Annotated in this window: 21 protein-coding genes and 1 pseudogene; 11 read left to right on the top strand and 11 right to left on the bottom strand. The window is 70.2% G+C overall.

What is annotated here, in order from left to right; all coding sequences use genetic code 11:
- Positions 1-40 precede the first annotated feature (40 nt).
- Together OG507_RS38045 and OG507_RS38040 are read left to right on the top strand one after the other, a co-directional pair.
- The gene (locus OG507_RS38045; protein ID WP_327371655.1) at positions 41-1,546 is read left to right on the top strand and encodes a flotillin family protein; all 1,506 of its coding nucleotides are present in this window, start codon (positions 41-43) and stop codon (positions 1,544-1,546) included.
- 129 nt (positions 1,547-1,675) lie between these two features.
- Positions 1,676-2,143 carry a type II toxin-antitoxin system PemK/MazF family toxin gene (locus OG507_RS38040; protein ID WP_327371654.1) on the top strand — a complete coding sequence of 156 codons (468 nt, stop codon included), beginning with the start codon at positions 1,676-1,678 and terminating at the stop codon, positions 2,141-2,143.
- On the opposite strand, the gene OG507_RS38035 is transcribed toward OG507_RS38040, so the two are convergent.
- Entirely contained in the window at positions 2,128-2,964 is an 837-nt protein-coding gene (locus OG507_RS38035; protein ID WP_327371653.1) for a TIGR02452 family protein, read from the bottom strand. The two genes, OG507_RS38040 and OG507_RS38035, sit on opposite strands and share 16 nt — an antisense overlap.
- Positions 2,965-3,114: 150 nt before the next feature.
- Between OG507_RS38035 and egtA the strand changes: the two genes are divergently transcribed.
- From egtA to egtD, 4 genes are read left to right on the top strand one after another with little or no spacing between them, the layout of a single operon-like run.
- A complete protein-coding gene (egtA, locus tag OG507_RS38030) occupies positions 3,115-4,434 on the top strand; it encodes an ergothioneine biosynthesis glutamate--cysteine ligase EgtA (protein ID WP_327371652.1) in 1,320 nt (439 codons plus the stop codon).
- A complete protein-coding gene (gene egtB / locus OG507_RS38025; protein WP_327371651.1) occupies positions 4,431-5,792 on the top strand; it encodes an ergothioneine biosynthesis protein EgtB in 1,362 nt (453 codons plus the stop codon). Before egtA ends, egtB begins: the two co-directional genes overlap by 4 nt.
- Positions 5,792-6,547 (top strand): ergothioneine biosynthesis protein EgtC, encoded by a 756-nt coding sequence (gene egtC, locus OG507_RS38020; RefSeq protein ID WP_327371650.1) that lies wholly within the window; start codon positions 5,792-5,794, stop codon positions 6,545-6,547. Before egtB ends, egtC begins: the two co-directional genes overlap by 1 nt.
- A complete protein-coding gene (gene egtD, locus OG507_RS38015; protein WP_327371649.1) occupies positions 6,544-7,506 on the top strand; it encodes an L-histidine N(alpha)-methyltransferase in 963 nt (320 codons plus the stop codon). The genes egtC and egtD overlap by 4 nt, the downstream gene beginning before the upstream one ends.
- Here egtD and OG507_RS38010 read toward each other — a convergent pair.
- From OG507_RS38010 to OG507_RS38000, 3 genes are all read right to left on the bottom strand, one after another.
- Positions 7,449-8,354 carry a lysophospholipid acyltransferase family protein gene (locus OG507_RS38010; RefSeq protein WP_327371648.1) on the bottom strand — a complete coding sequence of 302 codons (906 nt, stop codon included), beginning with the start codon at positions 8,352-8,354 and terminating at the stop codon, positions 7,449-7,451. The two genes, egtD and OG507_RS38010, sit on opposite strands and share 58 nt — an antisense overlap.
- Positions 8,351-9,166, bottom strand: coding sequence for a GNAT family N-acetyltransferase (locus tag OG507_RS38005; protein ID WP_327371647.1), 816 nt, complete (start codon positions 9,164-9,166; stop codon positions 8,351-8,353). The genes OG507_RS38010 and OG507_RS38005 overlap by 4 nt, the downstream gene beginning before the upstream one ends.
- A 182-nt stretch (positions 9,167-9,348) precedes the next feature.
- Entirely contained in the window at positions 9,349-10,605 is a 1,257-nt protein-coding gene (locus OG507_RS38000; protein WP_327371646.1) for an extracellular solute-binding protein, read from the bottom strand.
- Positions 10,606-10,806: 201 nt separating this feature from the next.
- Between OG507_RS38000 and OG507_RS37995 the strand changes: the two genes are divergently transcribed.
- Positions 10,807-11,022: a dodecin gene (locus OG507_RS37995; protein ID WP_327371645.1), complete on the top strand. Its 216-nt coding sequence runs from the start codon at positions 10,807-10,809 to the stop codon at positions 11,020-11,022.
- A 51-nt stretch (positions 11,023-11,073) separates the two neighbouring features.
- On the opposite strand, the gene OG507_RS37990 is transcribed toward OG507_RS37995, so the two are convergent.
- Both OG507_RS37990 and OG507_RS37985 read right to left on the bottom strand, forming a co-directional pair.
- The gene (locus OG507_RS37990) at positions 11,074-11,562 is read right to left on the bottom strand and encodes a phosphatase domain-containing protein (RefSeq protein WP_327371644.1); all 489 of its coding nucleotides are present in this window, start codon (positions 11,560-11,562) and stop codon (positions 11,074-11,076) included.
- Between the two features lie 13 nt (positions 11,563-11,575).
- Positions 11,576-12,655: a hypothetical protein gene (locus OG507_RS37985; protein ID WP_327371643.1), complete on the bottom strand. Its 1,080-nt coding sequence runs from the start codon at positions 12,653-12,655 to the stop codon at positions 11,576-11,578.
- Positions 12,656-12,920: 265 nt separating this feature from the next.
- Between OG507_RS37985 and OG507_RS37980 the strand changes: the two genes are divergently transcribed.
- The 3 genes and pseudogenes from OG507_RS37980 to OG507_RS37970 all read left to right on the top strand — a co-directional run bounded on the left by OG507_RS37980 (position 12,921) and on the right by OG507_RS37970 (position 18,887).
- Complete coding sequence (locus tag OG507_RS37980; RefSeq protein WP_327371642.1) at positions 12,921-14,291, top strand: polysaccharide pyruvyl transferase family protein; 1,371 nt, start codon at positions 12,921-12,923, stop codon at positions 14,289-14,291.
- Between the two features lie 157 nt (positions 14,292-14,448).
- Complete coding sequence (uvrA, locus tag OG507_RS37975; protein ID WP_327371641.1) at positions 14,449-16,872, top strand: excinuclease ABC subunit UvrA; 2,424 nt, start codon at positions 14,449-14,451, stop codon at positions 16,870-16,872.
- A 252-nt stretch (positions 16,873-17,124) separates the two neighbouring features.
- A pseudogene (locus OG507_RS37970) lies at positions 17,125-18,887 on the top strand (glycosyl hydrolase family 18 protein).
- A gap of 71 nt (positions 18,888-18,958) precedes the next feature.
- Here the strand turns inward: OG507_RS37970 and OG507_RS37965 are convergent.
- From OG507_RS37965 to OG507_RS37955, 3 genes are read right to left on the bottom strand one after another with little or no spacing between them, the layout of a single operon-like run.
- Positions 18,959-19,705 carry a succinate dehydrogenase/fumarate reductase iron-sulfur subunit gene (locus tag OG507_RS37965; protein ID WP_327371640.1) on the bottom strand — a complete coding sequence of 249 codons (747 nt, stop codon included), beginning with the start codon at positions 19,703-19,705 and terminating at the stop codon, positions 18,959-18,961.
- The gene (locus OG507_RS37960) at positions 19,702-21,651 is read right to left on the bottom strand and encodes a fumarate reductase/succinate dehydrogenase flavoprotein subunit (protein WP_327371639.1); all 1,950 of its coding nucleotides are present in this window, start codon (positions 21,649-21,651) and stop codon (positions 19,702-19,704) included. The genes OG507_RS37965 and OG507_RS37960 overlap by 4 nt, the downstream gene beginning before the upstream one ends.
- 1 nt (position 21,652) lies before the next feature.
- Positions 21,653-22,360, bottom strand: coding sequence for a succinate dehydrogenase (locus OG507_RS37955; RefSeq protein ID WP_327371638.1), 708 nt, complete (start codon positions 22,358-22,360; stop codon positions 21,653-21,655).
- 95 nt (positions 22,361-22,455) lie between these two features.
- On the opposite strand from OG507_RS37955, the gene OG507_RS37950 reads away from it, so the two are divergent.
- Positions 22,456-23,367, top strand: coding sequence for a LysR family transcriptional regulator (locus OG507_RS37950; protein WP_327371637.1), 912 nt, complete (start codon positions 22,456-22,458; stop codon positions 23,365-23,367).
- 47 nt (positions 23,368-23,414) lie between these two features.
- On the opposite strand, the gene OG507_RS37945 is transcribed toward OG507_RS37950, so the two are convergent.
- Positions 23,415-25,589 carry a putative bifunctional diguanylate cyclase/phosphodiesterase gene (locus tag OG507_RS37945; protein ID WP_327371636.1) on the bottom strand — a complete coding sequence of 725 codons (2,175 nt, stop codon included), beginning with the start codon at positions 25,587-25,589 and terminating at the stop codon, positions 23,415-23,417.
- Positions 25,586-26,404, bottom strand: a complete 819-nt coding sequence (locus OG507_RS37940) for an SAM-dependent methyltransferase (protein ID WP_327371635.1) — start codon at positions 26,402-26,404, stop codon at positions 25,586-25,588. Before OG507_RS37940 ends, OG507_RS37945 begins: the two co-directional genes overlap by 4 nt.
- Positions 26,405-26,504 lie beyond the last annotated feature (100 nt).

The raw sequence follows: 26,504 nt of genomic DNA, 5'->3' as shown, positions 1-26,504 counted from the left end.
GTTCAGCGGTGCCGACGGGGCACCGTCATGAAGGGGGCGAATGCCGATGGTCATCGGCGTCACGGCGGGTCTCGTACTCGCCGCCATCATTGTGTTGATCGGGCTGTTCAAGCTGATGTGGCGGGTGGCCGAGCCGAACGAGGCGCTGGTCATCTCCGGTTCCAAGCACAAGACCGAAGGTCTCGGGCAGGGCATGGGATTCCGGATCGTCACCGGTCATGGCACGCTCGTCATGCCCGGGGTCCAGGCGGTGCGGAAGATGTCCCTGGACCTCAACGAGACCGAGCTGTCGGTCGACTGCGTCACGCATCAGGGGATTCCGCTGCGGGTGCGGGGCGTTGTCATCTTCAAGGTCGGCGACGACTTCGTGTCGATCGCCAATGCGGCCCGCCGCTTCCTCGACCAGCAGAAGCTGATGGCGGAGCGGGTGCACAACGTGTTCGCCGGTCATCTGCGGTCCATCGTGGGCGGGTTGACGGTCGAGGACATGATCCGTGACCGGGAGAAGCTCACCGGGCAGACCAGGGCCGCGTGCGGGACCGAGATGGAGAAGCTCGGGCTGATCGTCGACTCGCTCCAAATCCATGAGATCGAGGACCCGACGGGCTACATCAAGAACCTGGCGATGCCGCACGCGGCGGCCGTGCAGCGCGACGCCCGGATCGCGCAGGCCGAGGCCAACCGACTGGCCACCGAGGCGGAACAGCAGGCCGCAGCCCGGATGTCGGAGGCGACCCGGGACAGCGAGATCCTGCAGGCCGGGTATCAGGCCGAGCGCGACAAGGCCGCGGCCAAATCGCGTCAGGCGGGCCCGCTGGCCGACGCGGCGGCGCGCCAGGAGGTCGTGGTCCAGGAGACCAGGGTCGCCGAGCTGGAGGCCCAGCGGCGTGAGCAGCAGTTGCAGGCCGATGTGCGCAAGCCCGCGGACGCCCAGGCGTACGAGAAGCGCACCCTGGCGGAGGGCGAGCGCGATGCCCGGATCTCGGCCGCGGAGGCGCAGGCACGGGAGACCGAGCTCGCCGCGGTCGCGGAGGCCAACCGGGTCAAGACGGCCGCTCTCGCGGAGGCCGAGGCGACGAGGGCGCACGGCGCCGCGGCGGCGACGGCGACCAGGGCGACGGGTGAGGCGGAGGCCGCCGCGTCCCAGGCAAGGGGGCTGGCGCTGGCCGAGGCGACCCGCGCCAAGGGTCTCGCCGAGGCGGAGGCGATCAAGGCCAGGGCCGCGGCCTTGGCGGAGAACCAGGAGGCGGTCGTCGCGCAGCAGCTGGCCGAGAAGTGGCCGGAGATCGTCCAAGCGGGTGCGGGTGCCTTCAGCAGCGTGGACCACATGGTGCTGCTGAACGGGGCCGACGGCATGTCGGAGATGTTCGCGAAGGCGCTGACGATGGGCGGCACGGGTCTGGGTCTGGCCCGGCAGCTGCTGTCGACGATGAGTCAGGACGGTCCGGCGGAACCGGTGGCCAAGGCCAACGGGGTCGTTCCGGCCGCCCCGCGGGGACAGCGGATACCGGTGACGGGCGGTCAGGAGGACGGCGCGCCTTCCTGACCGGCCCGGCCGGCTGCGGCCGGTGCGTGGCCGGCGCTTCGGCGCCGGGCGCGCACCGGCCGCGACTCCGGGGGCTCGCAGTCGAGACCCGCTCCACGGAATCGGCCGTGCACGTCCTACGGTGGGGAGATGACCATCCAGCACCGTGAGAGCAGCATCGACAGCCCGGCCCTCTTCCCCGGCCGCACCGGCCCGCACGCCACGGCCGAGGCCGATCCGCGTGACGTGGGCCCCGTCCGCACCTCGTACGCCCCCGACCGGGACGGCGACCCCGATCCCGGCGAAATCGTCTGGACGTGGGTGCCGTTCGAGGAGAACGACGGGCGCGGCAAGGACCGCCCGGTTCTGGTGGTGGCCCGCGAGGCGGCGGGCACACTGCTCGCCGTACAGCTCTCCAGCAAGCAGCACGACGGGGATCACGAGTGGGTGGCGCTCGGGGCGGGACCGTGGGACAGCTCGGGGCGTCCGTCCTGGGCCGATCTGGACCGGGTGCTGCGGGTGCACGAGGACGGCATGCGGCGTGAGGCGTGCGCTCTGGACCGGGACCGGTTCGACCGGGTCACCGGCCGGCTGCGGGAGCGCTACGGCTGGAGCTGAGGGCCGAACGTCCGGGTGAAGGCGGACCGGGTGGCGGATTCGGCGCTGCGGTCGAGGATGCCGAAGACGATCTGCTCGAAGTGGCCGGCGAATCTGCCGCCGTCCAGGAGCAGTGCCCGGAACGCACCGGCCACCTGCGCCGGATCGTTGCGGAACACGCCGCAGCCCCAGGCACCCAGCACCAGCCTGCGGTACCCGCGCACGGCCGCGACCTCCAGCACCCGCTCGGCCCGGGACGCCAGCGCGGCGGGTATGCGGTGGGCGTCCTCGGGGGTGCGGCTGCGGATGACTCCGGCGTTGGGCGCCGGGGAGGTGAGGAATCCGGCGGTGTACGGGGTGTCGAGCAGTCGGCCCCGGTCGTCGCGGAACACCGGGACGCCCGGTGAGTGAATCACCCGATCGGTGTAGAAGGCGCTGCGTTCGGCGCGGTGGTGCGCGTAGTAGTCGGGGGCGCGCAGCAGCGTGGCGTAGAGGGCGGAGCCCCGGCACAGGGCTTCCTCCTGGGCCTGCGCGCCGTTGAGATAGCCGCCTCCGGGATTGCGGGCGGATGCGTAGTTCAGAACGGCCACCTTGCCGGGTCCTTCGCCGGTCATCCGGCGCGCCGCCTGCAGACTGCTCTCGCCGGTGACCTCGACGAGCGGTGTGCGGTCGGAGTCGAGCGCCGCGACCGGTACCGGCTCGGGGCCGTACAGCCTGGTGCCCGGGAGTGCGGTGGTCAGCGCCCGTTCGATGCTCACCTCACGCCCCTCCTGCGTGCGGTAGCGGCCCGCTTCGACGATGGCCTCGGTCTCTCGCGCGATGCCGCGCAGCCGTGCGCTCATCGGCACTCCCCCATGTGGTGCATACGGGGCATGGTCGGCGCTCCGGCGGCATGGATGCAAGCGAATTTCCGACGCACAGGGGCACTCTTGTGCGATCCCCCCGGAAGGGTTTGGGTGGTACGGACGAACCGAGACGAAGGAGGCCCCGGCATGTCATGCGACACCCCCGGTGACCACGGTCCGCCCGACCAGGCCCCGCCCCTCGACGAGGGCGAGGCGGAGGACTTACTGCGCTGCATCTGCTTCAAGACGGGACCTCCCCGCACGGTCGGCGTCGAACTCGAATGGCTCATTCACCACCGGGACCGGCCCCGCGTCCCCGTCCCGCACCACCGTCTCGACGCGGCCGCCGACCTCCTGCGGGCCCTGCCCCTGAGCGCGGCGCTCACCTTCGAACCCGGCGGCCAGCTGGAGCTCAGCTCGCGCCCCGCCGACTCCCTGATGGCGTGCATCGATGCCACCGCCGCCGATCTCACCGCTGTGCGTGACGCCCTGGACCGGGTGGGGCTGGCACCGGTGGGTCTTGGTGTCGATCCGTGGCATCCGCCGCGCCGTCTGCTGCACGAGCCCCGCTACGACGCCATGGAGATCTCACTCGACCGGTCGGGCCCGGCCGGCCGGGCCATGATGTGCACCACCGCGTCGGTCCAGGTATGTCTGGACGCAGGAGAGGAGGAACCTGGTCCGCTCGGCTACGGGCGGCGCTGGCAGCTGTCCCATCTGCTGGGCGCGGTGCTGGTGGCGGTGTTCGCCAACTCACCGTTCCAGTTCGGCCGCCCGACACCCTGGCGGTCCACCAGGCAGTCGCTCTGGGCCGACCTCGATCCCCGGCGGCCCCTGGCACCGCCCGGTCATCTGCCGCCCCGCGACGCCTGGGCCACGCATGTCCTGGACACGCCGGTGATGTGCATCCGGGACGACGAGGGGCCGTGGGCCGTACCGGACGGTCTGACCTTCCGCGACTGGATCCGTACCGGCGGACCGAGGCCACCGGTGCGCGCCGACCTCGACTACCACATCAGCACCCTCTTTCCGCCCGTGCGCCCGCGCGGGCATCTGGAGCTGCGCATGATCGACGCACAGCACGGCACGGACGGCTGGATGGTGCCGCTCGCCGTCACCACCGCCCTGTTCGACGACCCGGAGGCTGCCGAGACCGTGTACCGCACCGTCAAACCACTGGCCGAGACGGCCGGGCCGCACCCCGCGCCGCGCAATCCGCTCTGGGTGGGCGCTGCCCGCGACGGCCTGACCGATCCCGAACTGCGGGCGGTGGCCACCACCTGCTTCGCACTCGCGCTGGAGGCGCTGCCCCGGATGGGAGCGACCACGGCCGTGCAGGAGGCGGTTGCGGACTTCAACGACCGCTTCGTCGCCCGGGGCCGATGTCCGGCCGACGATCTTCCCGAACTGCTCGCGCCGGGTTCGGCGGGTGCTTCGGGCCACGACTTCGAGGGGCCCCGCTCATGACCGACTCCCCCACGCCCGCCGCATCCGGACCCAGCGGTCCCACCGGAGCGGACGGGGCGGACACCGAGGCGCTCCGGCAGCGCGCACTCGCCGCGCTGCTCACCGCCCGAGAACGCACCACCCTGCTCACCGACAGTGTGGACGACCGTGAACTGACCGCCCAGCACTCGCCGTTGATGTCCCCACTGGTCTGGGACCTCGCACACATCGGCAATCAGGAGGAGCTGTGGCTGCTGCGCGAGGTGGCCGGGCGCGAGGCGATGCGCCCGGAGATCGACGGACTGTACGACGCCTTCGAGCATCCCCGGGCGGCCCGCCCCTCGCTGCCGCTGCTGGCACCCGCCGAGGCCCGTGTCTACGCCGCGGAGGTACGCGGTCGCGCACTGGACGTACTCGACGCCACCGCACTGCACGGCGACCGTCCGCTGGTGCGGTCCGGGTTCGCCTTCGGCATGATCGCCCAGCATGAACAGCAGCACGACGAAACGATGCTGATAACCCATCAGCTGAGGTCGGGCCCTGCGGTCCTGACCGCGCCCGTGCCGCCAGGACCCACCGATGCGACGGGTCTGCCCGTCGAAGCCCTGGTCCCGGGCGGCCCGTTCACCATGGGTACGTCCACCGAGCCGTGGGCCCTGGACAACGAACGCCCCGCGCATGTGCGCGAGGTGCCGGACTTCTTCATCGACACGGCCCCGGTCACCTGCGGCGCGTACCAGAGGTTCATCGAGGACGGCGGCTACACCGAGCAGCGCTGGTGGGCCCCCGAGGGGTGGGCGATGGTCCGTGAGCACGACCTGGCCGCTCCCCTGTTCTGGCACCGGGACGCCGGTCAGTGGCTGCGCCGCCGCTTCGGTGTGACCGAGATCGTGCCCGGTAACGAACCCGTGCTCCATGTCAGTTGGTACGAGGCGGACGCATACGCCCGCTGGGCGGGGCGCCGGCTGCCCTCGGAGGCGGAGTGGGAGAAGGCGGCGCGCCACGACCCGGCGTCGGGGCGTTCGCTGCGTTATCCGTGGGGCGACGAGGACCCGACCCCCGAGCGGGCCAATCTGGGCCAGCGCCATCTGCGGCCGGCGCCCGCGGGGGCGTACGCGGCGGGGCAGTCACCTTTCGGCGTACGGCAGTTGATGGGTGACGTATGGGAGTGGACGTCGAGCGACTTCCTGCCCTATCCCGGTTTCTCCGCGTTCCCGTACCGCGAGTACTCCGAGGTGTTCTTCGGACCGGCCCACAAGGTGCTGCGCGGCGGATCGTTCGCCGTGGACCCCGTGGCGTGCCGGGGAACGTTCCGCAACTGGGACCTGCCGGTGCGGCGCCAGATCTTCTCCGGATTCCGTACCGCGAGGGATCTCTGATGTGCCGTCATATCGCCTATCTGGGACCGCCGGTGGCCCTCGGTGAATTGCTGACTCGGCCGCCCCACTGCCTGGTGCGCCAGTCATGGGCACCGAGACACCAGCGGCACGGGACCGTCAACGCCGACGGTTTCGGCGTCGGCTGGTATACGGACGGCGATCCGGTGCCCGGACGCTACCGCCGCCGGGGCCCGGTCTGGGGCGACGAGACCTTCGCCGATCTGGCCCGGGTGGTGCGCAGTGCGGCGCTGCTCGCGGCCGTACGTGACGCCACCGAGGCGGGCGCCGACGGCGAGGCGGCGGCCGCGCCGTTCGCCGCCGGACGGCTGCTGTTCAGCCACAACGGCGCGGTGAAGGGCTGGCCGCAGTCCATGGCCCCGCTCGCCGCCGCGCTGCCCCCGGCCGAGCTGCTGACCCTCACCGCCCGCTGCGACTCGGCCCTGGTCTGGGCCCTCGTACGGCACCGCCTCGCGGACGGCGACGAACTGCCGCAGGCCGTCGCCGACACCGTGCTCGACGTGGCGGCCGCGGCGCCGGAGTCCCGGCTGAATCTGCTGCTCACCGATGGCACGGCCATCGTGGCGACGGCCTGGGGCGACACCCTGTGGTATCTCACCGAGCCCGGCCTGCGCACGGTCGTGGCCTCGGAACCCTACGACGACGATCCGCACTGGCGCACGGTCCCCGACCGGACGTTGCTGACAGCGACCCGCGCCGACGTTCTGCTGACCCCGCTCAAGGAGCCCACTGAGTGAGTCCCTTTCTGCTGACCCGCACCCTGCCGGTGGACGCGACGGACGCGGCGCTGCGCGCCGATGTGCTGCACGGTCTGACCCGGCACCCGAAGACACTGCCGCCGAAGTGGTTCTACGACGCGCACGGCAGTGAGCTGTTCGAGGAGATCACCCGGCTCCCCGAGTACTACCCGACCCGCGCCGAGCGCGAGATCCTGATCGACCGGGCCGGGGAGATCGCCCGGGCGTCCGGGGCGCGGACCCTGATCGAGCTGGGATCGGGGTCGTCGGAGAAGACCCGGCACCTGCTGGACGCGCTGCCCGCGCTGCACAGTTACGTACCGGTCGATGTGAGCGAGAGCGCGCTGCGCGGCGCCGCCGAAACCCTGCTGGAGCAGCGGCCCGGTCTCTCCGTGCACGCCCTGATCGCCGACTTCACGGGCAGCCTCGCGCTGCCGGGCACCCCGGGGCCGCGGCTGATCGCGTTCCTGGGCGGCACGATCGGCAATCTGCTCCCCGACGAGCGGGCGATGTTCCTGAAGTCGGTACGGTCGCTCCTCTCCCCCGGTGACGCGCTGCTGCTCGGCACGGATCTGGTGAAGGACGAGAAGGTGCTGGTGGCCGCGTACGACGACGCGGCCGGAGTGACGGCGGAGTTCAACAAGAACGTGCTGAAGGTGGTGAACCGTGAGCTGGGCGCGGACTTCGACCCGGCCGGATTCGATCATGTGGCGCTCTGGGACCCGGAGCGGGAGTGGATCGAGATGCGGCTGCGGGCCCGTGAGGCGCACACGGTGAAGATCCCGGACCTGGATCTGCTGGTGGCCTTCGAGGCCGGTGAGGAGTTGCGTACGGAGGTGTCGGCCAAGTTCCGCAAGGAGGGCATCGGCGCCGAGCTCGCCGCTGCCGGTCTGCGGATGGATCAGTGGTGGACGGATTCCGGCGACCGGTTCGCGCTCTCGTTGGCGACGGCGGTCTGAGCCAGACGGGCCAGGGTACGGCGGTCCGGGCGCCTCTCCGCCGGGATCCGTGGCAGGACACGGATCTCGGCGGTCAGCCCGGCCGCCGTCACCACCCGCCACAGTGAGGTGAGCAGAGGATCGTCACCGACGAACGCGGCCGCGCCGGCCGGGACGTGGTGCTCCGCCGGTGCGGAGCCCCCGTGGGCGGACGGCCGGTTGGCGGCGGGTGTGCTGCAGGGCGGCGCGGTGCGGTAGGTGATGCGTACCGGCCGGACGGTGGCGCCCGCGTCGATCGCGGCCTGGAACACGGCGGGTCCGAACCGGCCGCCGCCGCGCCCGCACCAGGTGGTGCCCTCCGGGAAGGCGACCACCCGTGAACCGCCGCGCAGCGCCGCCGCGATGTCGCCCACCGTCGTGGGCAGCGAGCGCAGCCGGTCGCGCCGGACGAAGAGCGTGCCGCCGACGGCAGCGAGCCGGCCGAGCAGCGGCCAGTCGCGTATCTCGCTCTTGGCCAGCATCCTGCCGGGGAACACGGCGGCGACGAGCGGGATGTCCAGCCACGAGATGTGGTTCGCCACGACGAGCGTGCCCGGTTCCCCGGTTGTGCCGTCGGGCGGCACGGGCCGGCCGATGACCCGCACGCGTACCCCGAAGGCCCGCACGACCCCGTACGCCCAGCGTCGGATCAGCCGCTCCCGCCGTGCCGCGCCGAGCATCAGCACGAACGGGATGCCGAGCGCCCCGGCCAGGACGAGTGTGCAGCCGGCGAGCAGCAGGGCCACCGCCGCCGGGCGGCCCCGCGCGCGGCCGTCGTGACCGGCGCAGGCGAGCGGGGTGCAGGGTGCGGTGGGAAGCCAGGGGTTCACTGCAGGGGGGCCAGCGCGAGGAAGTGGCGCAGGTAGCGGGGGTCGGTGCGGCGAAGCGACAGCAGTACGTAGAGGTCGGCGACGTTGAAGTCCGGGTCGTACGCGGGCGCTCCGCAGACCTGGGCGCCCAGTCGCAGATAGCCGCGGAGGAGGGGAGGGAGCGTGGCGAGTCCTGTGGGTACGTCCGCCCGTCCTGTGACTCGGGCGGTGGGCTGCCAGAGGCGGTGGGGGGTGACCCAGTGGTCCTCGGGTGCCAGGTGCTTCGTCCGTACGGTCTCCCAGGCCCCGGCTGCGGCGACGCCACCGTCGGCGAGGGAGATCGAGCAGCAGCCGGCCAGCCAGTTGTGTCCGGTGCGTTCCATGTAGCGGGCGAGTCCGGCCCAGATCAGCGCGATGACGGCGCCGTCCCGGTGGGCCGGGTGGACACAGGAGCGGCCGACCTCGACCAGGTCGTCACGGATCGGGCCGAGCCGCCCGAGGTCGAACTCGCTCTCCGCGTAGAGGCGCCCGGCGATCCGTGCCCGGTCGGGCGGCAGCAGGCGGTAGGTGGCCACGATGTCGCCGGTGGTCTCCTCGCGTACCAGCAGGTGGTCGCAGTACGCGTCGAACGCGTCGCTGTCCAGACCGGGCTCGGGACCTTCCAGCCTGGCGCCGAGCTCACCGGCGAAGACCTGATGGCGCAGGCGCTGGGCCGCGCGCACCTCTTCCTCGTCGACGGCGAGGGACACCCGGTAGCGCGATGGGACGGGAGGGACGGGCTGCGCGGGTACGACGGGGGCGGCGGGGAGGGAGGTGACGGGCAGCACGGTCATGACGGTCTCCGGGGACGGATCGGCAAGGGCGGCCGCCGGACCGTCGCACTGCTGCGAAGGCCTGGCCCCTTACTTCTTCCGTGACCGGCTGGATTCGACATGACCGCACGGGAGCGCCGGGATGTGCGAAGGCTGAATCCCGGGTGCGTCCGAGCGCGGACCCGGACCGGTGCCCGCGTGGGTCAGCCGCCCGCGAGCTCCGCGGTGATCTTCTCCGACGCGGTCCTCGCCGACTTCTGCGGGTCGCCGCCCTGGAGGACGGCCGTCATGTACGGCTTGATCGGGTTGACGGCCTCGACGTTCGCCCACTGCGGCGAGTTGGGCGTGGCACGTCCCTTCGTGGCGCCCCGGGCCATCGCCGCGGTGCCCTCCTGCCCCACGATGACACCCGCGAGGCTGGGCTTGTTGGGCACATAGCTCATGGTCCTGGCGATTTCTTCCTGCCACTTCCGGCCGGCCAGTGCCTTGATCACTTCGATGCCGGCGGAGTGCTCAGTCGCCTTCTCCGGAACGATCAGGTCGGACCCGCCGGTGAATACGGAGCCGGGAGTCTTCGAGGTCTTGCCCGGAATCGGGAAGTAGCCCAGCTTTCCCTTGAGTTCGGGATTCATCTCCTCGATCTGCGCGGCGGCACCGGGCACGGAGATGATCTGCGCGACATCGCCGTCGGCGAAGACCTCTGCCTGCGGGGGCCTCTCCTCGTCCGCGTCCTTGGGGCCGTCGCCGAACGCCTGGAGTTCCTTGTAGAAGCTCATGCCCCTGAGGGCGTCGGGGCTGTCGAGGGTGCCTTCCCATTCGCCGCCCCTCTCCTCGGCCAGTTCGCCGCCCTCGTCCCAGATGAATCCGGCGAGGACGTACCAGTTCTGGCCTGCGAGATAGATGCCCTGATTGCCGTTCTGGTTCAGCTGCCGGCTGTCCGCGATCCACTCGTCCCGGGTCTTCGGCGGGGTGTCGATACCGGCCTGCTCGAAGAGATCCTTGTTGTAGATCACCACTCGGTTGGCCGCGTACCAGGGGATGCCGTACTGGACGCCGTCGATGCTGCCCGGGTCGGCGAGTCCGGGCAGCCAGTCCTCGCCGCCGAGGTCGCGCACGGACTCCAGGGTCAGGTCGCGCAGCCCGCCGCTCTCGGCGTACTGGGGAACCTGGGTGTTGCCGACCTCGATGACGTCCGGGGTGTCCTTGCCCTCCAGTGCTTCGATGACCTTCGGGCCGATGCCGCTCCAGCTCTGAATCCTGAAATCGAGCTCGATGGAGGGGTGTTCGTCCTCGTACGTCTCCGTGAAGCGCTTCAGGAAATCGGCGGAGACGCTGTCCTTCATCAGCCAGATCGTGACCTTCTTGCTGCTGGACGCCTCCGAGCCCGAGACGAAGCCGCATCCGCCCAGCGCGAAAGTGGAAACGAGCGCAACGGCACCGACGAGTATGCGGTTCTTCACCAGGTTCACCTTCTGCGAAACGGCACGACGTCATCCAGGACCCGGTGTGGGGGGCTGCGGGCGGCGCTCGCACGGGCGTGGCTGGATTTTGGTATGGACCAATGCTCCGGTCAAGACCTGTTCACCACACATTCCACACAACGACCCCTCGCGCACCGGGTCCCTGTAGGGCACCGTGGTAGGAGTGAGAGGAGACATAAGATGTCGAACCACACCTATCGGGTCACCGAAATCGTAGGATCGTCCCATGAGGGTGTCGACGACGCCATCCGCAGGGGCATCGCAAGAGCTTCGGAAACTTTGCACAATCTCGATTGGTTCGAGATCACGCAAGTGCGTGGAGAGATCAAGGATGGCCGAATCGAGCACTATCAGGTCGGCCTGAAAGTGGGCTTCCGGCTCGACGAGACGAGCTGATCCGAAGCGTCGGGCCCCCCGCCGGATTCACGTCCACCACCGACGCCGGATTCACGTACGGCCCTGGCGCTCCTGTGCGTCCTTGAGCGCGGGCGACACCTTCGCCCAGCGGGCCCGTACCACGGTGAAACCGGCATGCTCCGCCGCATCGCAGACGAGTTCGTCGTCATCGACCAGCATCCGCACCTCACGCTCCCGGCCCAGCCGCTTCAGGATGTCCAGCTTGGTGTGCCGGGCCGGCCTGCGGTCGTCGTTGCGGCGCATGTACAACCGCCCCTCGGGCAGCCCCTGTTCGGCGAGCCATGCGACCGTGTCCGAGCGACACCGCTCGGGCCGCCCGGTGAGATATCGGACCTCGCACTCCTCGGCGCTGCTCAGCGCCAGCCGTACCCCTTCGGGAAGGGGCGGGTCGTCGACGGCGGCGGAGAAGAAGCTGTCCCAGTCACGGCGCCGTCCCTCCAGATAGTGCTGGCGGTGGCCGCTGTCCGCGAGCGTGCCGTCCAGGTCGAATACGGCCAGGGGCCGGTGGTCGCTTCTCACACCTCTCAGCAAATCAGACCAGCGCAACCACCAGGAGCACCAGCACGACGACCCCGGCCACCACCGCGGCGACCCGCAGGGACCGGCGCCGCGACCAGACCGGGAGGACCTGCGGACCGTCGTGCCCGGGGAAGACATAGAAGACATGGTCGGGATCGTCGGGGATCGTGACCGCGGCCAACTGCAACCGTGCGATGTCGACACGTCTGGCCACTTCGCCCTGCCGCACCGCCAGGACCGGTTCGACGGCCTCGGCATGGGCCGGGTCCAGGCCGTCGGGAAGCGGGTCACCGGCCGAGGTCAGAATGTCCCGTTCCCATGCACCGGCGCGTCCGGTCTGCTGTCTGACGCGCAGTGGCGGCGCCTGCTCCGGCCGTTTCAACGAGGTCCGCTCGGGTGCCTGCCGGACCGATCCACCGGTCCACAGGGTGACCAGGCCCGTACCGCCGCACGGAGTGTGCTCGGTCGACCTCTCGCCCTCGCAGACCGGGCAGACCCTGAAGCCCGTGTCGTCGCACTGCGGGCACTTCTTGGTGCCCCGCCCCAGACATTCCGGACAAGCGGTGCGGGGCTTGCGGCACTTCACACAGGTGGTCCGCCCCGCAGGGGGCTTCTCCCGCGCGGACCCGGCCGTAGCACGCTTCCTGCGGCGTTCGCCGGTGCCGTCGCACCAGGTGCACGGCTCTTCACCCTTGCAGGCCGGGCATACCGGACCTATGTCGCAGCGCAGCTTCCCCTTGGCCCGGCAGCGCGAGCACGGCTGCCGTCCGTCGTCGCAGCCACACGGCAGCGTTCGCACCGAGCCGCGGAGCACGAGCTGCACCGTCCGCGACACCGCCGGGTCCTTCGGCGGCTCGACCGGATGGTCCTGCAGATCGCCCTCGTACACCGGCAGCCCCGAGGTGTCGTACGTGCCGGGCCTGGTCTCCTGCCGCGTGGTGCGGATCTCCATGCACCGGACGATGCGCAGGTCGAGCATCGGGAGCCGGGAGATGTCGGCGCCGGTCCGCCGCAGCTGCGGCCCCTGTCCGGGCCGGCCGATGTGCCGGGCTATCGCTTCGAGGATGTCGTCCTCGGACAGTGGGTCGGCCATGACGGCGCTTCCACCTCCCCGGTAGGCGCGCCCGCGCACAGGACGCAGCGTACGGGCGGGGCCGTCCGCACTCAAGAGGGCGTCGCACGGCTTCACGAGGACCGCTTCGGAGGTCCGCTCCCCCAAACCCGACCCGCGCACGCCCGCGGATGAGTGATCGCGCCCTTACGTTCCGCACAGATGGCAAAAGGTTGTACAGGATGCGCATGGAATCAAAAGCGTTTGTAAAGCTATATTCAGGCTCGTGGCATCGAACGTTAATCAAGTGAAGCGAATACTCCTGCGATCAGGGAAGAGCCCCTACGACGTCGTTCCTGTCGAGCGCGCCCTCCATGAGGACGTGTTCGCCACCAACTCGGGCAACCTGATCTTCAGCGACGCCGCACACAAGATCCTTCAGACGCCACGTTCGGAGGTGGTGTCGAACGGCATCACCACCAAGGTCGCCGACGCCGACCGGATCAACAGCGAGTACGACGTCTTCGTCATCCCGCTCGCCAACGCCTTCCGGCCGTCCTTCGAGCGCCAGCTGGAGCGTCTGACCCAGCTCATCTCGAAGCTGAAGATCCCGGTCGTCGTCCCGGGCGTGGGCGCCCAGACCGGGCTCAACTACTCCGCGGACCGGCTGAAGCCCATGCAGCCCACGGTCCAGGCGTTCGTCTCGGCCGTGCTCGACCACAGCGCCACCATCGGAGTGCGCGGGGAGTTCACCGAGCGGTACCTGCGGGACATGGGCTTTCGTGACGTGGAGGTCATCGGCTGCCCGTCGATGTTCCTCCACGGCAGCAAGCTCGACATCCGCGAGAGCGGCCGGGCCCTCGGACCCGAGTCGCGGATCTCCGTCAACGGATCGCACGACGCCGTACGGAAGCACAAGCTCGGGCAGATCATCGACAGCGCCCACACGCGCTACCCCCACCTGCGGTTCGTCGGCCAGAACATCTCCGAGGCACGTCAGCTGCACTGGCGCGACATGTCGCACCCCAACGCCTCGCTGACCGGCATCCCCACCCACCCCGACCACCCCATGTACGGGGAGGACAAGGTCCGGGTCTACATCGACCCGGTCACCTGGATGGACGACCTGCGGGGCTTCGACTTCTCCTTCGGCTCCCGGATCCACGGCAACATCGCGGCACTGCTCGCGGGCACACCCGCCACGGTGCTCTGCGGCGACTCCCGGACGCTGGAGCTGTGCCGCTACTTCGACATCCCGCACCAGATGCTCGACAAGGTCCCCGCCGACCTCGACCCCGCAGACCTGTACGCCGAGGCGGACTTCGACCCGCTGATGCGCGGTCACCAGGAGCGGTTCGACCGCTTCACGAACTTCCTCGACAAGAACGGCCTGGAGAACACCTTCTCCCACGGCGACGGCGGCGCGGCCTTCGAAGCACGGATGAGCGCGCTGGCCTTCCCCGCGGGCGTACGCCCCTGGGTCGGCGCCGACGCCGCGACCATGGGGGCCCGCCTCAACTGGCTCCAGTCCCAGCTGACGGACCTCACCGCGCAGAACACCCTGCTCAAGCGGAAGCTCGCGAAGAAGCCCGTGCTGCCCGTCCAGCGCTCCACGTACCAGCGGGCCCGCAGCGTCATGGGAGGGCCCATCAAGCGCGCCCTGCGCCCGTCGCGCTAGGGACTTCTTCCAGCTGATCCGAGGCCGGTCCCACGGGACCGGCCTCCGGTCGTTCCCGGACCGTGGCAGCGGGTCCGCTCGCCCCGGACGCCTAGAATCGGAGCGTTTGTCACCGGGCCGCCGGCCCTACCCCGATCCGTACGGAGTCCCCGCGCACATGTCCACCCCCCACGATCCGTACGTCCGGGTGCGCGGCGCCCGGGAGCACAATCTCCAGGACGTCTCGGTCGACATCCCGCGCGACACCCTGACCGTGTTCACCGGCGTCTCGGGCTCCGGGAAGTCCTCCCTCGCGTTCGGGACGATCTACGCCGAGGCGCAGCGCCGCTACTTCGAGTCCGTCGCACCGTACGCGCGCCGGCTGATCCATCAGGTCGGTGCGCCCGCGGTCGGTGAGATCACCGGGCTGCCGCCCGCCGTCTCGCTGGAGCAGCGCCGTTCGGTGCCCGGTGCGCGTTCGTCCGTCGGTACGGTCACGACGCTCTCCAACTCCCTGCGCATGCTGTTCTCGCGCGCTGGGGACTATCCGGCCGGTGCCGGGCAGCTGGACTCCGACGCCTTCTCGCCGAACACCGCCGCCGGGGCGTGCCCGGAGTGCCATGGTCTCGGCCGTATCCACCGCACCACGCAGGAGCTGCTCGTCCCCGACCCCTCGCTGTCGATCCGGGACGGTGCGATCGCCGCGTGGCCGGGGGCGTGGCAGGGCAAGAACCTGCGCGATGTGCTGGACACGCTCGGGTACGACATCGACCGTCCGTGGCGCGAGCTCGACGCCGGGGACCGGGAGTGGATCCTGTTCACCGATGAGCAGCCGGTGGTCACGGTCCATCCGGTGCGTGACGCGGGGCGCGTCCAACGCCCTTACCAGGGTACGTACATGAGCGCCCGGCGCTATGTGATGCACACCTTCGCGGACTCCAAGAGCCGCACTCTGCGCGCGAAGGCCGAGCGCTTTCTGACCAGTGCTCCCTGCCCGGTATGCGCCGGCAGCAGGCTGCGTCCGGAGGCGATGGCGGTCACCTTCGCCGGCCGCACGATCGCCGAGCTGGCCGCGCTCGCGCTCACCTCCCTGGCCGAGGTGCTGCGCACGGCGGGCGGCAGTGACACCGCGCGGGTGCTGACGGCGGATCTGCTGGCCCGGATCGAGACGGTCACCGAGCTCGGGCTCGGCTATCTCAGCCTCGACCGTACGGCTCCGACGCTCTCCTCGGGCGAGCTGCAACGGCTGCGGCTCGCCACGCAGTTGCGGTCCGGTCTGTTCGGTGTCGTATACGTGCTGGACGAGCCGTCGGCCGGTCTGCACCCGGCGGACACCGAGTCGCTGCTGGGGGTGCTCGGCCGGCTGAAGGAGGCCGGGAACTCGGTCTTCGTCGTGGAGCACCAGATGGATGTGGTGCGGCGGGCGGACTGGCTGGTCGATGTGGGGCCGCTGGCCGGTGAGCACGGGGGCCGGGTGCTGCACAGCGGGCCTCCGGCCGGACTTGCGGAGGTGACGGAGTCGGCGACCCGGCGCTTCCTCTTCGACGACGGGCCCGTCGCGGTGCGGGAGGTGCGTACGCCGTCGGGGTGGCTGAAGCTGAACGGGGTCGACCGCCACAATGTGCGGGGGGTGGACGCCGAGTTCCCGCTCGGGGTGTTCACGGCCGTCACCGGCGTCTCGGGGTCGGGGAAGTCGACGCTGGTCGGCCAGGTGCTGGCCGGTGTACTCGCCGACCGGCAGGCCTCCACCACGGCCGGTCCGCCCGCGGAGCGTCCCGTGGCCGGGTGTGCGTCGGCAAAGGGGCTGGAGGCGGTGGACCGGCTCGTACAGGTCGACCAGAAGCCGATCGGCCGTACCCCCCGGTCCAATCTGGCCACGTACACCGGGCTCTTCGACGTCGTACGGAAGCTGTTCACCGAGACGGACACGGCGCGCGAGCGCGGCTACAGGGCCGGACGGTTCTCCTTCAACGTGGCGGGCGGGCGGTGCGAGACCTGCCAGGGCGAGGGGTTCGTCTCCGTGGAACTGCTCTTCCTGCCCAGTACGTACGCGCCCTGCCCGGACTGTCACGGCGCGCGGTACAACCCCCGTACGCTGGAGGTCACCCTGCGCGGTCTCGACATCGCGCAGGTGCTGGATCTGACGGTGGAGTCGGCGGCCGGATTCTTCGCCGGTACGCCCGCCGCCGAGCGCAGTCTGCGGACGCTGCTCGACGTGGGGCTCGGCTATCTGCGGCTCGGTCAGCCCGCCACGGAGCTGTCGGGCGGCGAGGCGCAGCGGATCAAGCTCGCCGCCGAGCTCCAGCGCACCCGCCGGGGACACACCGTGTATCTGCTGGACGAGCCGACGACCGGGCTGCATCCCGCCGATGTCGAGGTGCTGATGCGGCAGTTGCACGGCCTGGTCGATGCGGGCAACACGGTGGTGGTCGTGGAGCACGACATGGCGGTGGTGGCGGGCGCGGACCGGGTGATCGACCTCGGTCCCGGCGGCGGCGACCGGGGCGGCCGGATCGTGGCGGCGGGAACACCCGCCGAGGTCGCACGCGCCGAGGGCAGCCGTACAGCGGTGTACCTCAGGGCGTCCCTCGGTATCGCCTGAGGGTTCAATCCGACTCAACTCCCCTATTTCCACGGGGAGTTGATGCATCAGGCAAGCAATGGGAAATGAAAAGGCAAAGAACGTTGACCGCGAGCTGGTCCAGACCAATCATGGGCATGCCTCACAGGCGCTCCACACCGTGCGGCATGTGACCCCCGGCCGGGATTCGCAGGAACGGGCCGCGCCCCCGACGACGGGTGCGTGGTCGAGCCGTGCGATCCGCCCGTTGTCTCACCCCGCTGGGAGCACCCCATGAGACGTCCAAGAACACTCGGCGCAGTCCTGAGTGTCCTGGCGACAACCATCGCGTCCGCCGGCCTGGTCCTCGGATCAGGCGCCGGCGCGCAGGCCGCCGCCACCGCCGCCACTCCCCTGCCCGCGCATGTCTTCGCCCCGTACTTCGAGGCGTACAACGGAGACAGCCCGGCCGCTCTCTCCGAACAGTCCGGAGCCAAGTACCTGACCATGGCCTTCGTCCAGACGGAGGCCCGCGGTTCCTGCACCCGTACTGGAACGGCGATTCGGGCCAGCCCATCGCGCAGTCCGAGTTCGGCGCCGACTTCGCCACCATCCGGTCGCGCGGCGGCGATGTGATCCCCTCGTTCGGCGGCTACGCGGCCGACAACGGCGGCACCGAGATCGCCGACAGCTGCACCAGCGTCGACTCGATCGCCGCGGCGTACGAGAAGGTCATCACGACCTACGACGTGTCCCGCCTCGACATGGACATCGAGGACAACTCGCTGGAGAACAGCGCGGGAATCGACCGCCGAAACAAGGCGATCAAGAAGGTGCAGGACTGGGCAGCCGCCAACGGGCGTTCGGTGCAGATCTCCTACACCCTGCCCACCACCACCAGCGGCCTCGCCGACAGCGGTCTTGCGGTGCTGGAGAACGCCGTGTCCAACGGCGCCGAGGTCGATGTCGTGAACCTGATGACGTTCGACTACTACGACGGCGCCTCGCACAACATGGCGCAGGACACCCAGTCGGCGATCACCAGCCTGAAGGGCCAACTGGCCGGTCTGTACCCGGCGAAGAGCGACGCCCAGCTGTGGGGCATGACCGGCATCATCGAGATGCCCGGCATCGACGACTACGGCCCGGCCGAGACTTTCACCGCGGCCGACGCGACCTCGGTCTACAACTGGGCGGTCTCCAAGGGCGTCAGCACCCTGTCGTTCTGGGCGCTGCAGCGCGACAACGGCGGCTGCCCCGGCACCGGGGGCAGCGACAGCTGCTCCGGCATCGCGCAGGACACGTGGTACTTCACCCACACCTTCGCCCCGTTCACGAGCGGCACCGGTCCGGTGACGGACGACTACTCGGTGGCCGTCGCACCCGGTTCGGCCACGGTCGCGCCCGGTGGCTCCACCACGGCGAACGTGAACACCGCGGTCACCTCCGGCAACGCGAAGACCATCGCGCTGACGACGAGCGGGGCGCCCGCCGGGGTGACGGCGACGCTCAGCCCGGCCTCCGTCACCGCAGGGGGTACGTCGAAGCTGACGGTCGGCGCCTCGGCCTCCGCGGCGCCCGGCACGTACCGGATCACTGTGACCGGCACCGCGGGCACGCTCAGCCACTCGGCGGCCTTCACGCTGACGGTGTCGGGGCCGGGCGGCGGCACCGGGGCCCTGGTGAACGGCGACTTCGAGACGGGTTCGCTGAGCCCCTGGACCTGTGAATCCGGCGGCGCGGTCGTCTCCTCCCCGGTGCACGGCGGTTCGCACGCGCTCGCCGCGGCGGCCGGTGCTTCGCAGACGGGAGAGTGCACGCAGACACTCACGCTGTCTCCCGACACCAGGTACATGCTGAGCGGTTGGGTGCAGGGCAACTACGGCTACCTCGGTGTCCGGGGCGACGCCTCGGCGAGCACCTGGGCCTCGTCGAGCACCTATGCCAAGCAGTCGGTGGCGTTCACCACCGGTTCCACCGGCACGGTGACCGTCTATCTGCACGGCTGGTACGCGCAGGGCACGGTCTACGGCGACGACATCTCGGTGACGTCCTGACCTGCCGGCGCGGCTGAGACCTCCTGGCCCCCGGGGCGGGCGGCCTCCGGGGCCAGGAACTCGCTCTCGGCTCAGCGGTGGACCTTGCGTGTGGCCCGCAGCCACTCCTTGTTCATCGCCGAGATCGACGGCAGCGGAATCCCCTTCGGGCAGGCCGTGGCGCACTCCCCGGTGAGGGTGCAGCCGCCGAAGCCCTCGCTGTCCATCTGCGCGACCATGTCGAGCACCCGCGTCTCGCGCTCGGGGGCACCCTGCGGCAGGACATTGAGGTGGTTGACCTTCGCCGAGGTGAAGAGCATCGCCGAGCCGTTGGGGCAGGCCGCCACGCAGGCGCCGCAGCCGATGCACTCGGCGTGCTCGAAGGCGAAGTCGGCGTCGGGCTTGGGCACCGGTGTGGCGTGCGCCTCGGGGGCGGTGCCGGTCGGGGCGGAGATGTAGCCGCCGGCCTGGATGATCCGGTCGAAGGCCGAGCGGTCCACGACCAGGTCCTTGACGACCGGGAAGGCGGCGGCGCGCCACGGCTCGATGTCGATGGTGTCGCCGTCCTCGAAGGACCGCATGTGGAGCTGGCAGGTGGTGGTGCGCTCGGGGCCGTGGGCATCGCCGTTGATGACGAGGCTGCAGGCGCCGCAGATGCCTTCGCGGCAGTCGTGGTCGAAGGCGACCGGGTCGTCGCCTTCGAGGATGAGCTCCTCATTGAGGGTGTCGAGCATTTCCAGGAACGACATGTCCTGCGAGATGCCGTCCACCTCGTAGGTGGACATGGCGCCGGGGGCGTCGGCGTTCTTCTGGCGCCAGACGCGCAGGGTGAGCTTCATGCGTAGCTCCGCTGAGTGGGGTGGACGTACTCGAAGACGAGGTCTTCCTTGTGCAGGACGGGGGCCTCGCCGGTGCCGGAGAACTCCCAGGCGGCGGCGTAGGAGAACTCCTCGTCCCGGCGGGCGGCTTCGCCGTCCGGGGTCTGTGACTCCTCGCGGAAGTGGCCTCCGCAGGACTCGGCGCGGTGCAGGGCGTCGAGGCACATGAGCTCGGCGAGCTCCAGGTAGTCGATGATGCGGTTGGCCTTCTCCAGCGACTGGTTGAACTCATCGCCGGTGCCGGGGACCTTGATGCGGCGCCAGAACTCCTCGCGGATCTGCGGGATCCGGTCGAGCGCCTTGCGCAGCCCCGCCTCGGTACGGGCCATCCCGCAGTACTCCCACATGAGTTCACCGATCTCGCGGTGGAAGGAGTCGGGGGTGCGGTCGCCGTCGACGGCGAGCAGCAGGTTCAGCCGGTCCTCGGTCTCCGCCACAGCCTCTTCCACGGCCGGGTGCGTCGCGTCGACCTCGTTGTGGTGCGGGTTGCGGGCCAGGTAGTCGTTGATGGTCGACGGCAGGACGAAATAGCCGTCCGCCAGGCCCTGCATCAGCGCCGAGGCGCCGAGCCGGTTGGCGCCGTGGTCGGAGAAGTTGGCCTCGCCGATCGCGAACAGGCCGGGGATCGTGGTCTGGAGGTCGTAGTCGACCCAGAGTCCGCCCATCGTGTAGTGCACGGCGGGGTAGATCCGCATCGGGGTCTCGTACGGGTTCTCGGCGGTGATCCGCGCGTACATGTCGAAGAGGTTGCCGTACTTCTCCTCGACCTTGTCCCTGCCCATCCGCTGGATGGCTTCGGCGAAGTCGAGGTAGACGCCCTGTCCGCCGGGGCCGACGCCGCGTCCCTCGTCGCAGACGTTCTTCGCGGCGCGCGAGGCGATGTCACGCGGCACGAGGTTGCCGAAGGCCGGGTAGATGCGCTCCAGGTAGTAGTCGCGCTCGTCCTCGGGAATCTCGTTGGCGGGACGGTCATCGCCCTTGGCCTTCGGGACCCAGATACGGCCGTCGTTGCGCAGCGACTCGCTCATCAGCGTCAGCTTGGACTGGTGGTCGCCGGTGCGCGGGATGCAGGTGGGGTGGATCTGGGTGAAGCACGGGTTGGCGAAGTAGGCGCCGCGGCGGTGGGCGCGCCAGATGGCGGTGGCGTTGGAGTTCATGGCGTTCGTCGACAGGTAGAAGACGTTGCCGTAGCCGCCGCTGGCCAGCACGACCGCGTCGGCGAAGTACGTGTCGATCTTCCCGGTGACCAGGTCGCGGGCGACGATGCCACGGGCCTTGCCGTCGACGATGATCAGGTCCAGCATCTCGGTCCGTGCGTGCAGTTCGACGTTTCCGGCGGCGATCTGACGCGACAGCGCCTGGTAGGCACCGAGAAGGAGCTGCTGCCCGGTCTGGCCGCGGGCGTAGAACGTACGGGAGACCTGGACGCCGCCGAAGGAGCGGTTGTCGAGCAGACCGCCGTACTCGCGGGCGAAGGGGACGCCCTGGGCGACGCACTGGTCGATGATCTCGACGGAGATCTGGGCGAGCCGGTGGACGTTGGACTCGCGGGCGCGGAAGTCGCCGCCCTTGACCGTGTCATAGAACAGCCGGTGGATCGAGTCGCCGTCGTTGCGGTAGTTCTTCGCGGCGTTGATGCCGCCCTGGGCTGCGACGGAGTGGGCACGGCGGGGCGAGTCCTGGAAGCAGAACTGGACGACGTGGTAGCCCTGTTCGGCCAGCGTCGCCCCCGCCGAGCCGCCGGCCAGGCCGGTGCCGACGACGATGACGGTGTGCTTGCGGCGGTTGGCCGGGTTGACGAGCTTGGCCTGGAAGCGGCGGGTGTCCCAGCGTTCGGCGACGGGGCCCTCGGGGGCCTTGGTGTCGACGACGGGTGCGCCGGTCTCGTAGTGCGAGTAGTCGGTCATGTCAGCTCACGACTCCGGTCATGACGGCGACGGGTACGGAGATGAAGCCCACCGTCAGCACCAGTGCGAGGACGTTGGCGATGGTCTTGAGGGCACGGTCACGGGTGGCGTTGCCCGCGCCGAGCGTCTGGGCGGCGCTCCAGAAGCCGTGCTGGACATGGAGTCCGAGGGCGAGCATGGCGACGATGTAGATCGTGTTGCCGTACCAGGTGGAGAAGGTGTCGATCACGTTCTGGTACGGGTGCCCGGACTGGAATCCGCCGGAGTGCACGGTGCCCGTCGTCAGGTCGAGGACGTGCCAGACGATGAACAGGGCGAGGATGATCCCGCCCCAGCGCATGGTGCGGGTGGCATAGCTCGCGCGGGGCCTCTTGTGGACGTACTTGCTGGGGCGCGCCCTGATGTCGCGGCGGCTCAGCTGGTACGCGGAGGTGGCATGCAGCACCACGGCGGCGACGAGCACGACGCGGACGATCCACAGGGCCCACTCGTAGTGCAGGAAGGGTTCGCCCATGGTCCGCAGCCAGTGCGCGTAATGGTTGAACTCGCCGGATCCGAAGAAGATCTTCAGATTGCCGACCATATGGACAACCAAGTAGAGGAGCATGATCAGGCCACTCACGGCCATGACCGTCTTCTTGCCGACGGACGAGTCCCAGAGTGTGCGCGTCATGGACGGCCGTCGGTCCGTCCGTGTTGCCAATGCCATGGGCACGACGCTAGGGCCGGAAGACCTCATCAGTCCAAGACATGGAGCAGCTCATATCCATAGGCTCTGACTATCGTGGCCGCTATGGTGAGTGTATGCAATTCCAGCAGCTGACGTACTTCGTGGCCGTCGCCGAGACCCGTCACTTCACCCGTGCCGCCGAGGAGGTGCATGTCTCGCAGCCCTCGCTCTCCCAGCAGATCAGGGCGCTGGAGAGCGAGCTGGGGGCGGAGCTGTTCAGCCGGGCGCGCGGCAACATCACGCTCACCGACGCGGGCGAGGCGCTGCTGCCGCTGGCCCGCCGCATCCTCGCGGACGCCGACACCGCGCGCCACGAGGTGCAGGAGCTGGCCCAGCTGCGCCGGGGCCGGGTCCGGCTCGGCGCGACGCCCAGCCTCTGCACGGGCCTGCTGCCCGACGTGCTGCGCGCCTTCCACGACCGGCACCCGGGGATCCAGCTGCTGCTGGAGGAGGGCGGCTCGCTGGACCTGGTACGGGAGCTGGCGCGCGGCGCACTGGATCTGGCCCTCGTGGTGTTGCCGCTGCCCGCGGCGTCCCCCGCGCTCACCACGGTCGAGCTGCTCCAGGAGGATCTGGTCGTGGTGTCATCGGCACGGGCACCGCGGCCCGGCCGGGGCGGCAGCGTACGGATCGCCGACCTTCAGGGGGAATCCCTGGTGATGTTCCGGCACGGCTACGACCTGCGTGAGCTGACGGTCGCCGCCTGCCGGGCGGAGGGCTTCGAGCCGTCGTTCACGGTGGAGGGCGGGGAGATGGACGCGGTGCTCGGCTTCGTACGGGCGGGGCTCGGGATCGCGGTGGTGCCCAGCATGGTCGCCGTCCGGGCCGGCCACGACCTGCGGACCACGCCGCTGGCCCGCCCGGGCCTGCGGCGCACGATCGCCCTGGCGCACCGCAGCGACGTGGCGCCGCCGCGCGCGGCACGCGAGCTGCAGAAGGTGGTGCTCGCGAGCCGGACGGGCCGATCGAGCCCGTCCGGCGACTGAGGACGAGGCGGCCGCCGGACGGCCCCGGCGCCCCGCACCCCGCCCTTTCACACCGCGTCGGCCAGCAGCAGTGAGTGGATCCGGTCCGGGGCGCCGGGGCGGGCGTAGTACCACCCCTGTGCCGTGTCGCACCCCAGCTCCCGCAGCTGCTCCGCCTGGGCCCCCGTCTCCACGCCCTCGACCGTGACCGCGAGGTCCAGGCTGTGCGCCAGCGAGACGATTCCCTCGACGATCTTCAGATCGACCGGGTCCGCCGGATGCTGTTGCATGCCCTGCGTGAAGGAACGGTCCAGCTTGAGCACGCTCACCGGGAGCCGGCGCAGATTCGCCAGGTTCGAGTACCCGGTGCCGAAGTCGTCGAGCGCTATGTCGACGCCCATTTCCGCCAGTTGCCGCAGCGGCTTGAGCAGATCGTCGTCCGCGCCGATGAGCGCGGACTCGGTCACCTCCAGGCACAGCGCCCCCGGTTCGAGCCCCGACCGTTCCAGCACGTCGACCGTCTCGGCGACCAGCCGCGGATGGTGCAGCTGGGTCGGCGAGAGGTTGACATTGATCCGCAGCGGTCCCCCGTCGGTGTGCCGCTCCTGCCAGAAGTTGGCCTGGCGCACGGACTCCTCCAGCACCCAGCGGCCGAGCGGCACGATCAGCCCGGTGTGCTCGGCGAGCGGGATGAACCGGTCGGGACCGAGCACTCCGTGCTGCGGGTGGCACCAGCGCACCAGGGCCTCCGCACCGTGCACCGTGCCGTCGCCGAGGTGCACGAGCGGCTGGTACTCGATGAAGAACTCACCGCGCTCCAGGGCGGCGGGCAGCGCGGTGGTCAGCCCGTGCCGGGTGATGGCACGGGCGTCCGCCTCGGCGTCGGCGTGCTCGAAGCGGTTGCCGCCCGCCGACTTGGCCCGGTACATCGTGATGTCGGCGCTGCGCAGCACCTCGGCGGCGCTGCGTTCACCGGCCGGCCCCTCGACGATCCCGATGGATCCCCGTACGGTCAGCTCACGGCCCTCCAGCCGGATCGGGGTGCCGAGCACGCCCAGGATGCGGCAGGCCAGCTCGTCGACCTCCGCCCGGGTGTCGGGGCCGGTGGTCAGGGCCACGAACTCGTCCCCGCCGAGCCGCGCGACCATCTCACCGGGCGCGGGCGCACAGCTCTGCAGCCGGTCGGCCACCTCGACCAGCAGCCGGTCCCCCGACGCGTGGCCGAGGCTGTCGTTGATCGCCTTGAATCCGTCGAGGTCGAGGTAGCACAGGCCGAAGCGGCTGCCGTCGTCGGCCGAGAGCGCCTTCTCCAGCCGTTCGAAGAACAGCGTCCGGTTGGGCAGGCCGGTGAGTGCGTCGTGCGTGGCCTCGTACCGCAGCCGCAGGTTGAGCAGCCGACGCTCCGTGGTGTCCTCCAACAGCGCCAGCTGGTACTCCGGTCTGCCCTCGGCATCACGCAGCAGGGACACCGTCAGATTGGTCCACAGCACAGTGCCGTCGTTGCGGTAGTACGGCTTCTCGACCCGGTAGTGCTCGCGTTCGCCGCGTACCAGCTCGTTGTAGTACTTCCAGACCTGCGGCGAGTCCTCGGGGTGGACCCACTCGTTGACCTTGTGGCTGCGCACATGGTGTTCGAGTCCGCCGAACATCCGGGTGAGGGTGTCGTTGATCTCCAGCACATTGCCGTCCAGGTCGGCGATCCCGATGCCGATGGCGGCGTCCTTGAAGACGGCGCGGAAGCGTGCCTCGGTGGCATGCAGCGCTTGCTCGGCGTCCGAGCGTGCGGTGAGCGCCGAGCGGGCGATGGCCTCCTGCTCCGCGAGGGTCCGCTCGCGCAGCGCCTGGGCGAAGCCGCTCGCCAGGGCATGCTGTATCCGGGCGCAGCGGGCCCTGCTGTCCTCGGTCGACAGCGCCGTGGCGCCGTTGCTGCCGCAGTAGAGCACGAGGTACGAGTCGATGACGCCGAGCGTGCTGCTGAGCGCGTCCGGGTCCGTGCAGTGCGCGGCGACGAGGGCGACGCCCACATCGCTCGCGGGCGCCGCGTCGAAGGGCCGCGCGTGCAGGATGTCGCTGAGCGCGCGGGCCAGCGGCAGCAGATGCTGTTCGAACTCCGTGCGCGTCAGGGAGGTGGCCGTCGAGGGGAAGATGGCCCGGCTCCAGATGGTGGCGAATCTCCGGAGCCGGCCCTCGGGGCCGTCGGGCGCCTCCTCGGGCGCTCCGGACGACTGGGCGGGAATGCTCACGCCTTGCGTCCCACTCCTGCGAAGCCCGAGAAGGCGAATGGGTCCTCGTGCTCCACCGCGTGCGGGGTGTCGGGGCGCCACTTCGGCATCGACACGATTCCGGGCTCGACCATCTCGTACCCCTGGAAGAAGCGGGCGATCTCCTCGCGCGACCGCATGACCAGGGGGTTGCGGATGTCCTTGTAGACGCCGACCGTGCCGCCCGCCTCCTCCTGGGTGAGGGGAATCCCCTCGTACGAGGCGTGGGTGATGACGATCAAGCTGCCGGGGGCGAGCGCCTCGCGCAGTTCGGCGACCGCGGCCTGCGGGTCGTCGGAGTCCTCGATGAAGTGGAGTACGGCGACGAGCAGCAGGGCCACCGGACGGTTCAGGTCGAGCAGTTCGGAGATCTCCGGGCTTTTCACGATCTCCTGCGGACGGCGCAGATCCGCGGCCGCGATCACCGCCCGGTCGTTTCCTTCGAGTACCGCCCGGCTGTGCGCGACCGCGACGGGGTCGTGGTCGACATACGCCACCCGGGCCTCGGGGGCGGCCGCCTGGGCGACTTCGTGAACATTGCCGAAAGTCGGTATTCCGGAACCGATGTCCAGAAACTGGGTGATGCCCTCGCTCACCGCGTATCGCACGGCCCTGCGCATAAAGGCGCGATTCGCCTGCATGATCTTGGGGAGCCCCGGCATGAACTCCATGGCCTTGCGAGCCGCTTCCCGGTCCACCTCGAAATTGTGCGATCCGCCCAGATAGAAGTCGTACATGCGAGACACGCTCGGCACCGAAATGTCTATGCCTTGCGGTGCCCAGGCGGGACGCTCCATCGATGTCTCCAACAAGTCGCCACGGCGGTCCGGCCATGTTCATGGTCAGTGTTGACCAGAGGCTACTGATCGACCGCCAGGAGAGCGAGCGGAAACGGAA

Origin of the sequence: Streptomyces sp. NBC_01217, from assembly GCF_035994185.1 — a bacterium.
Classification (GTDB): domain Bacteria; phylum Actinomycetota; class Actinomycetes; order Streptomycetales; family Streptomycetaceae; genus Streptomyces.
Note: the sequence above shows the minus strand (reverse complement) of the source record. Positions and strands in the feature narration are given on the sequence as shown.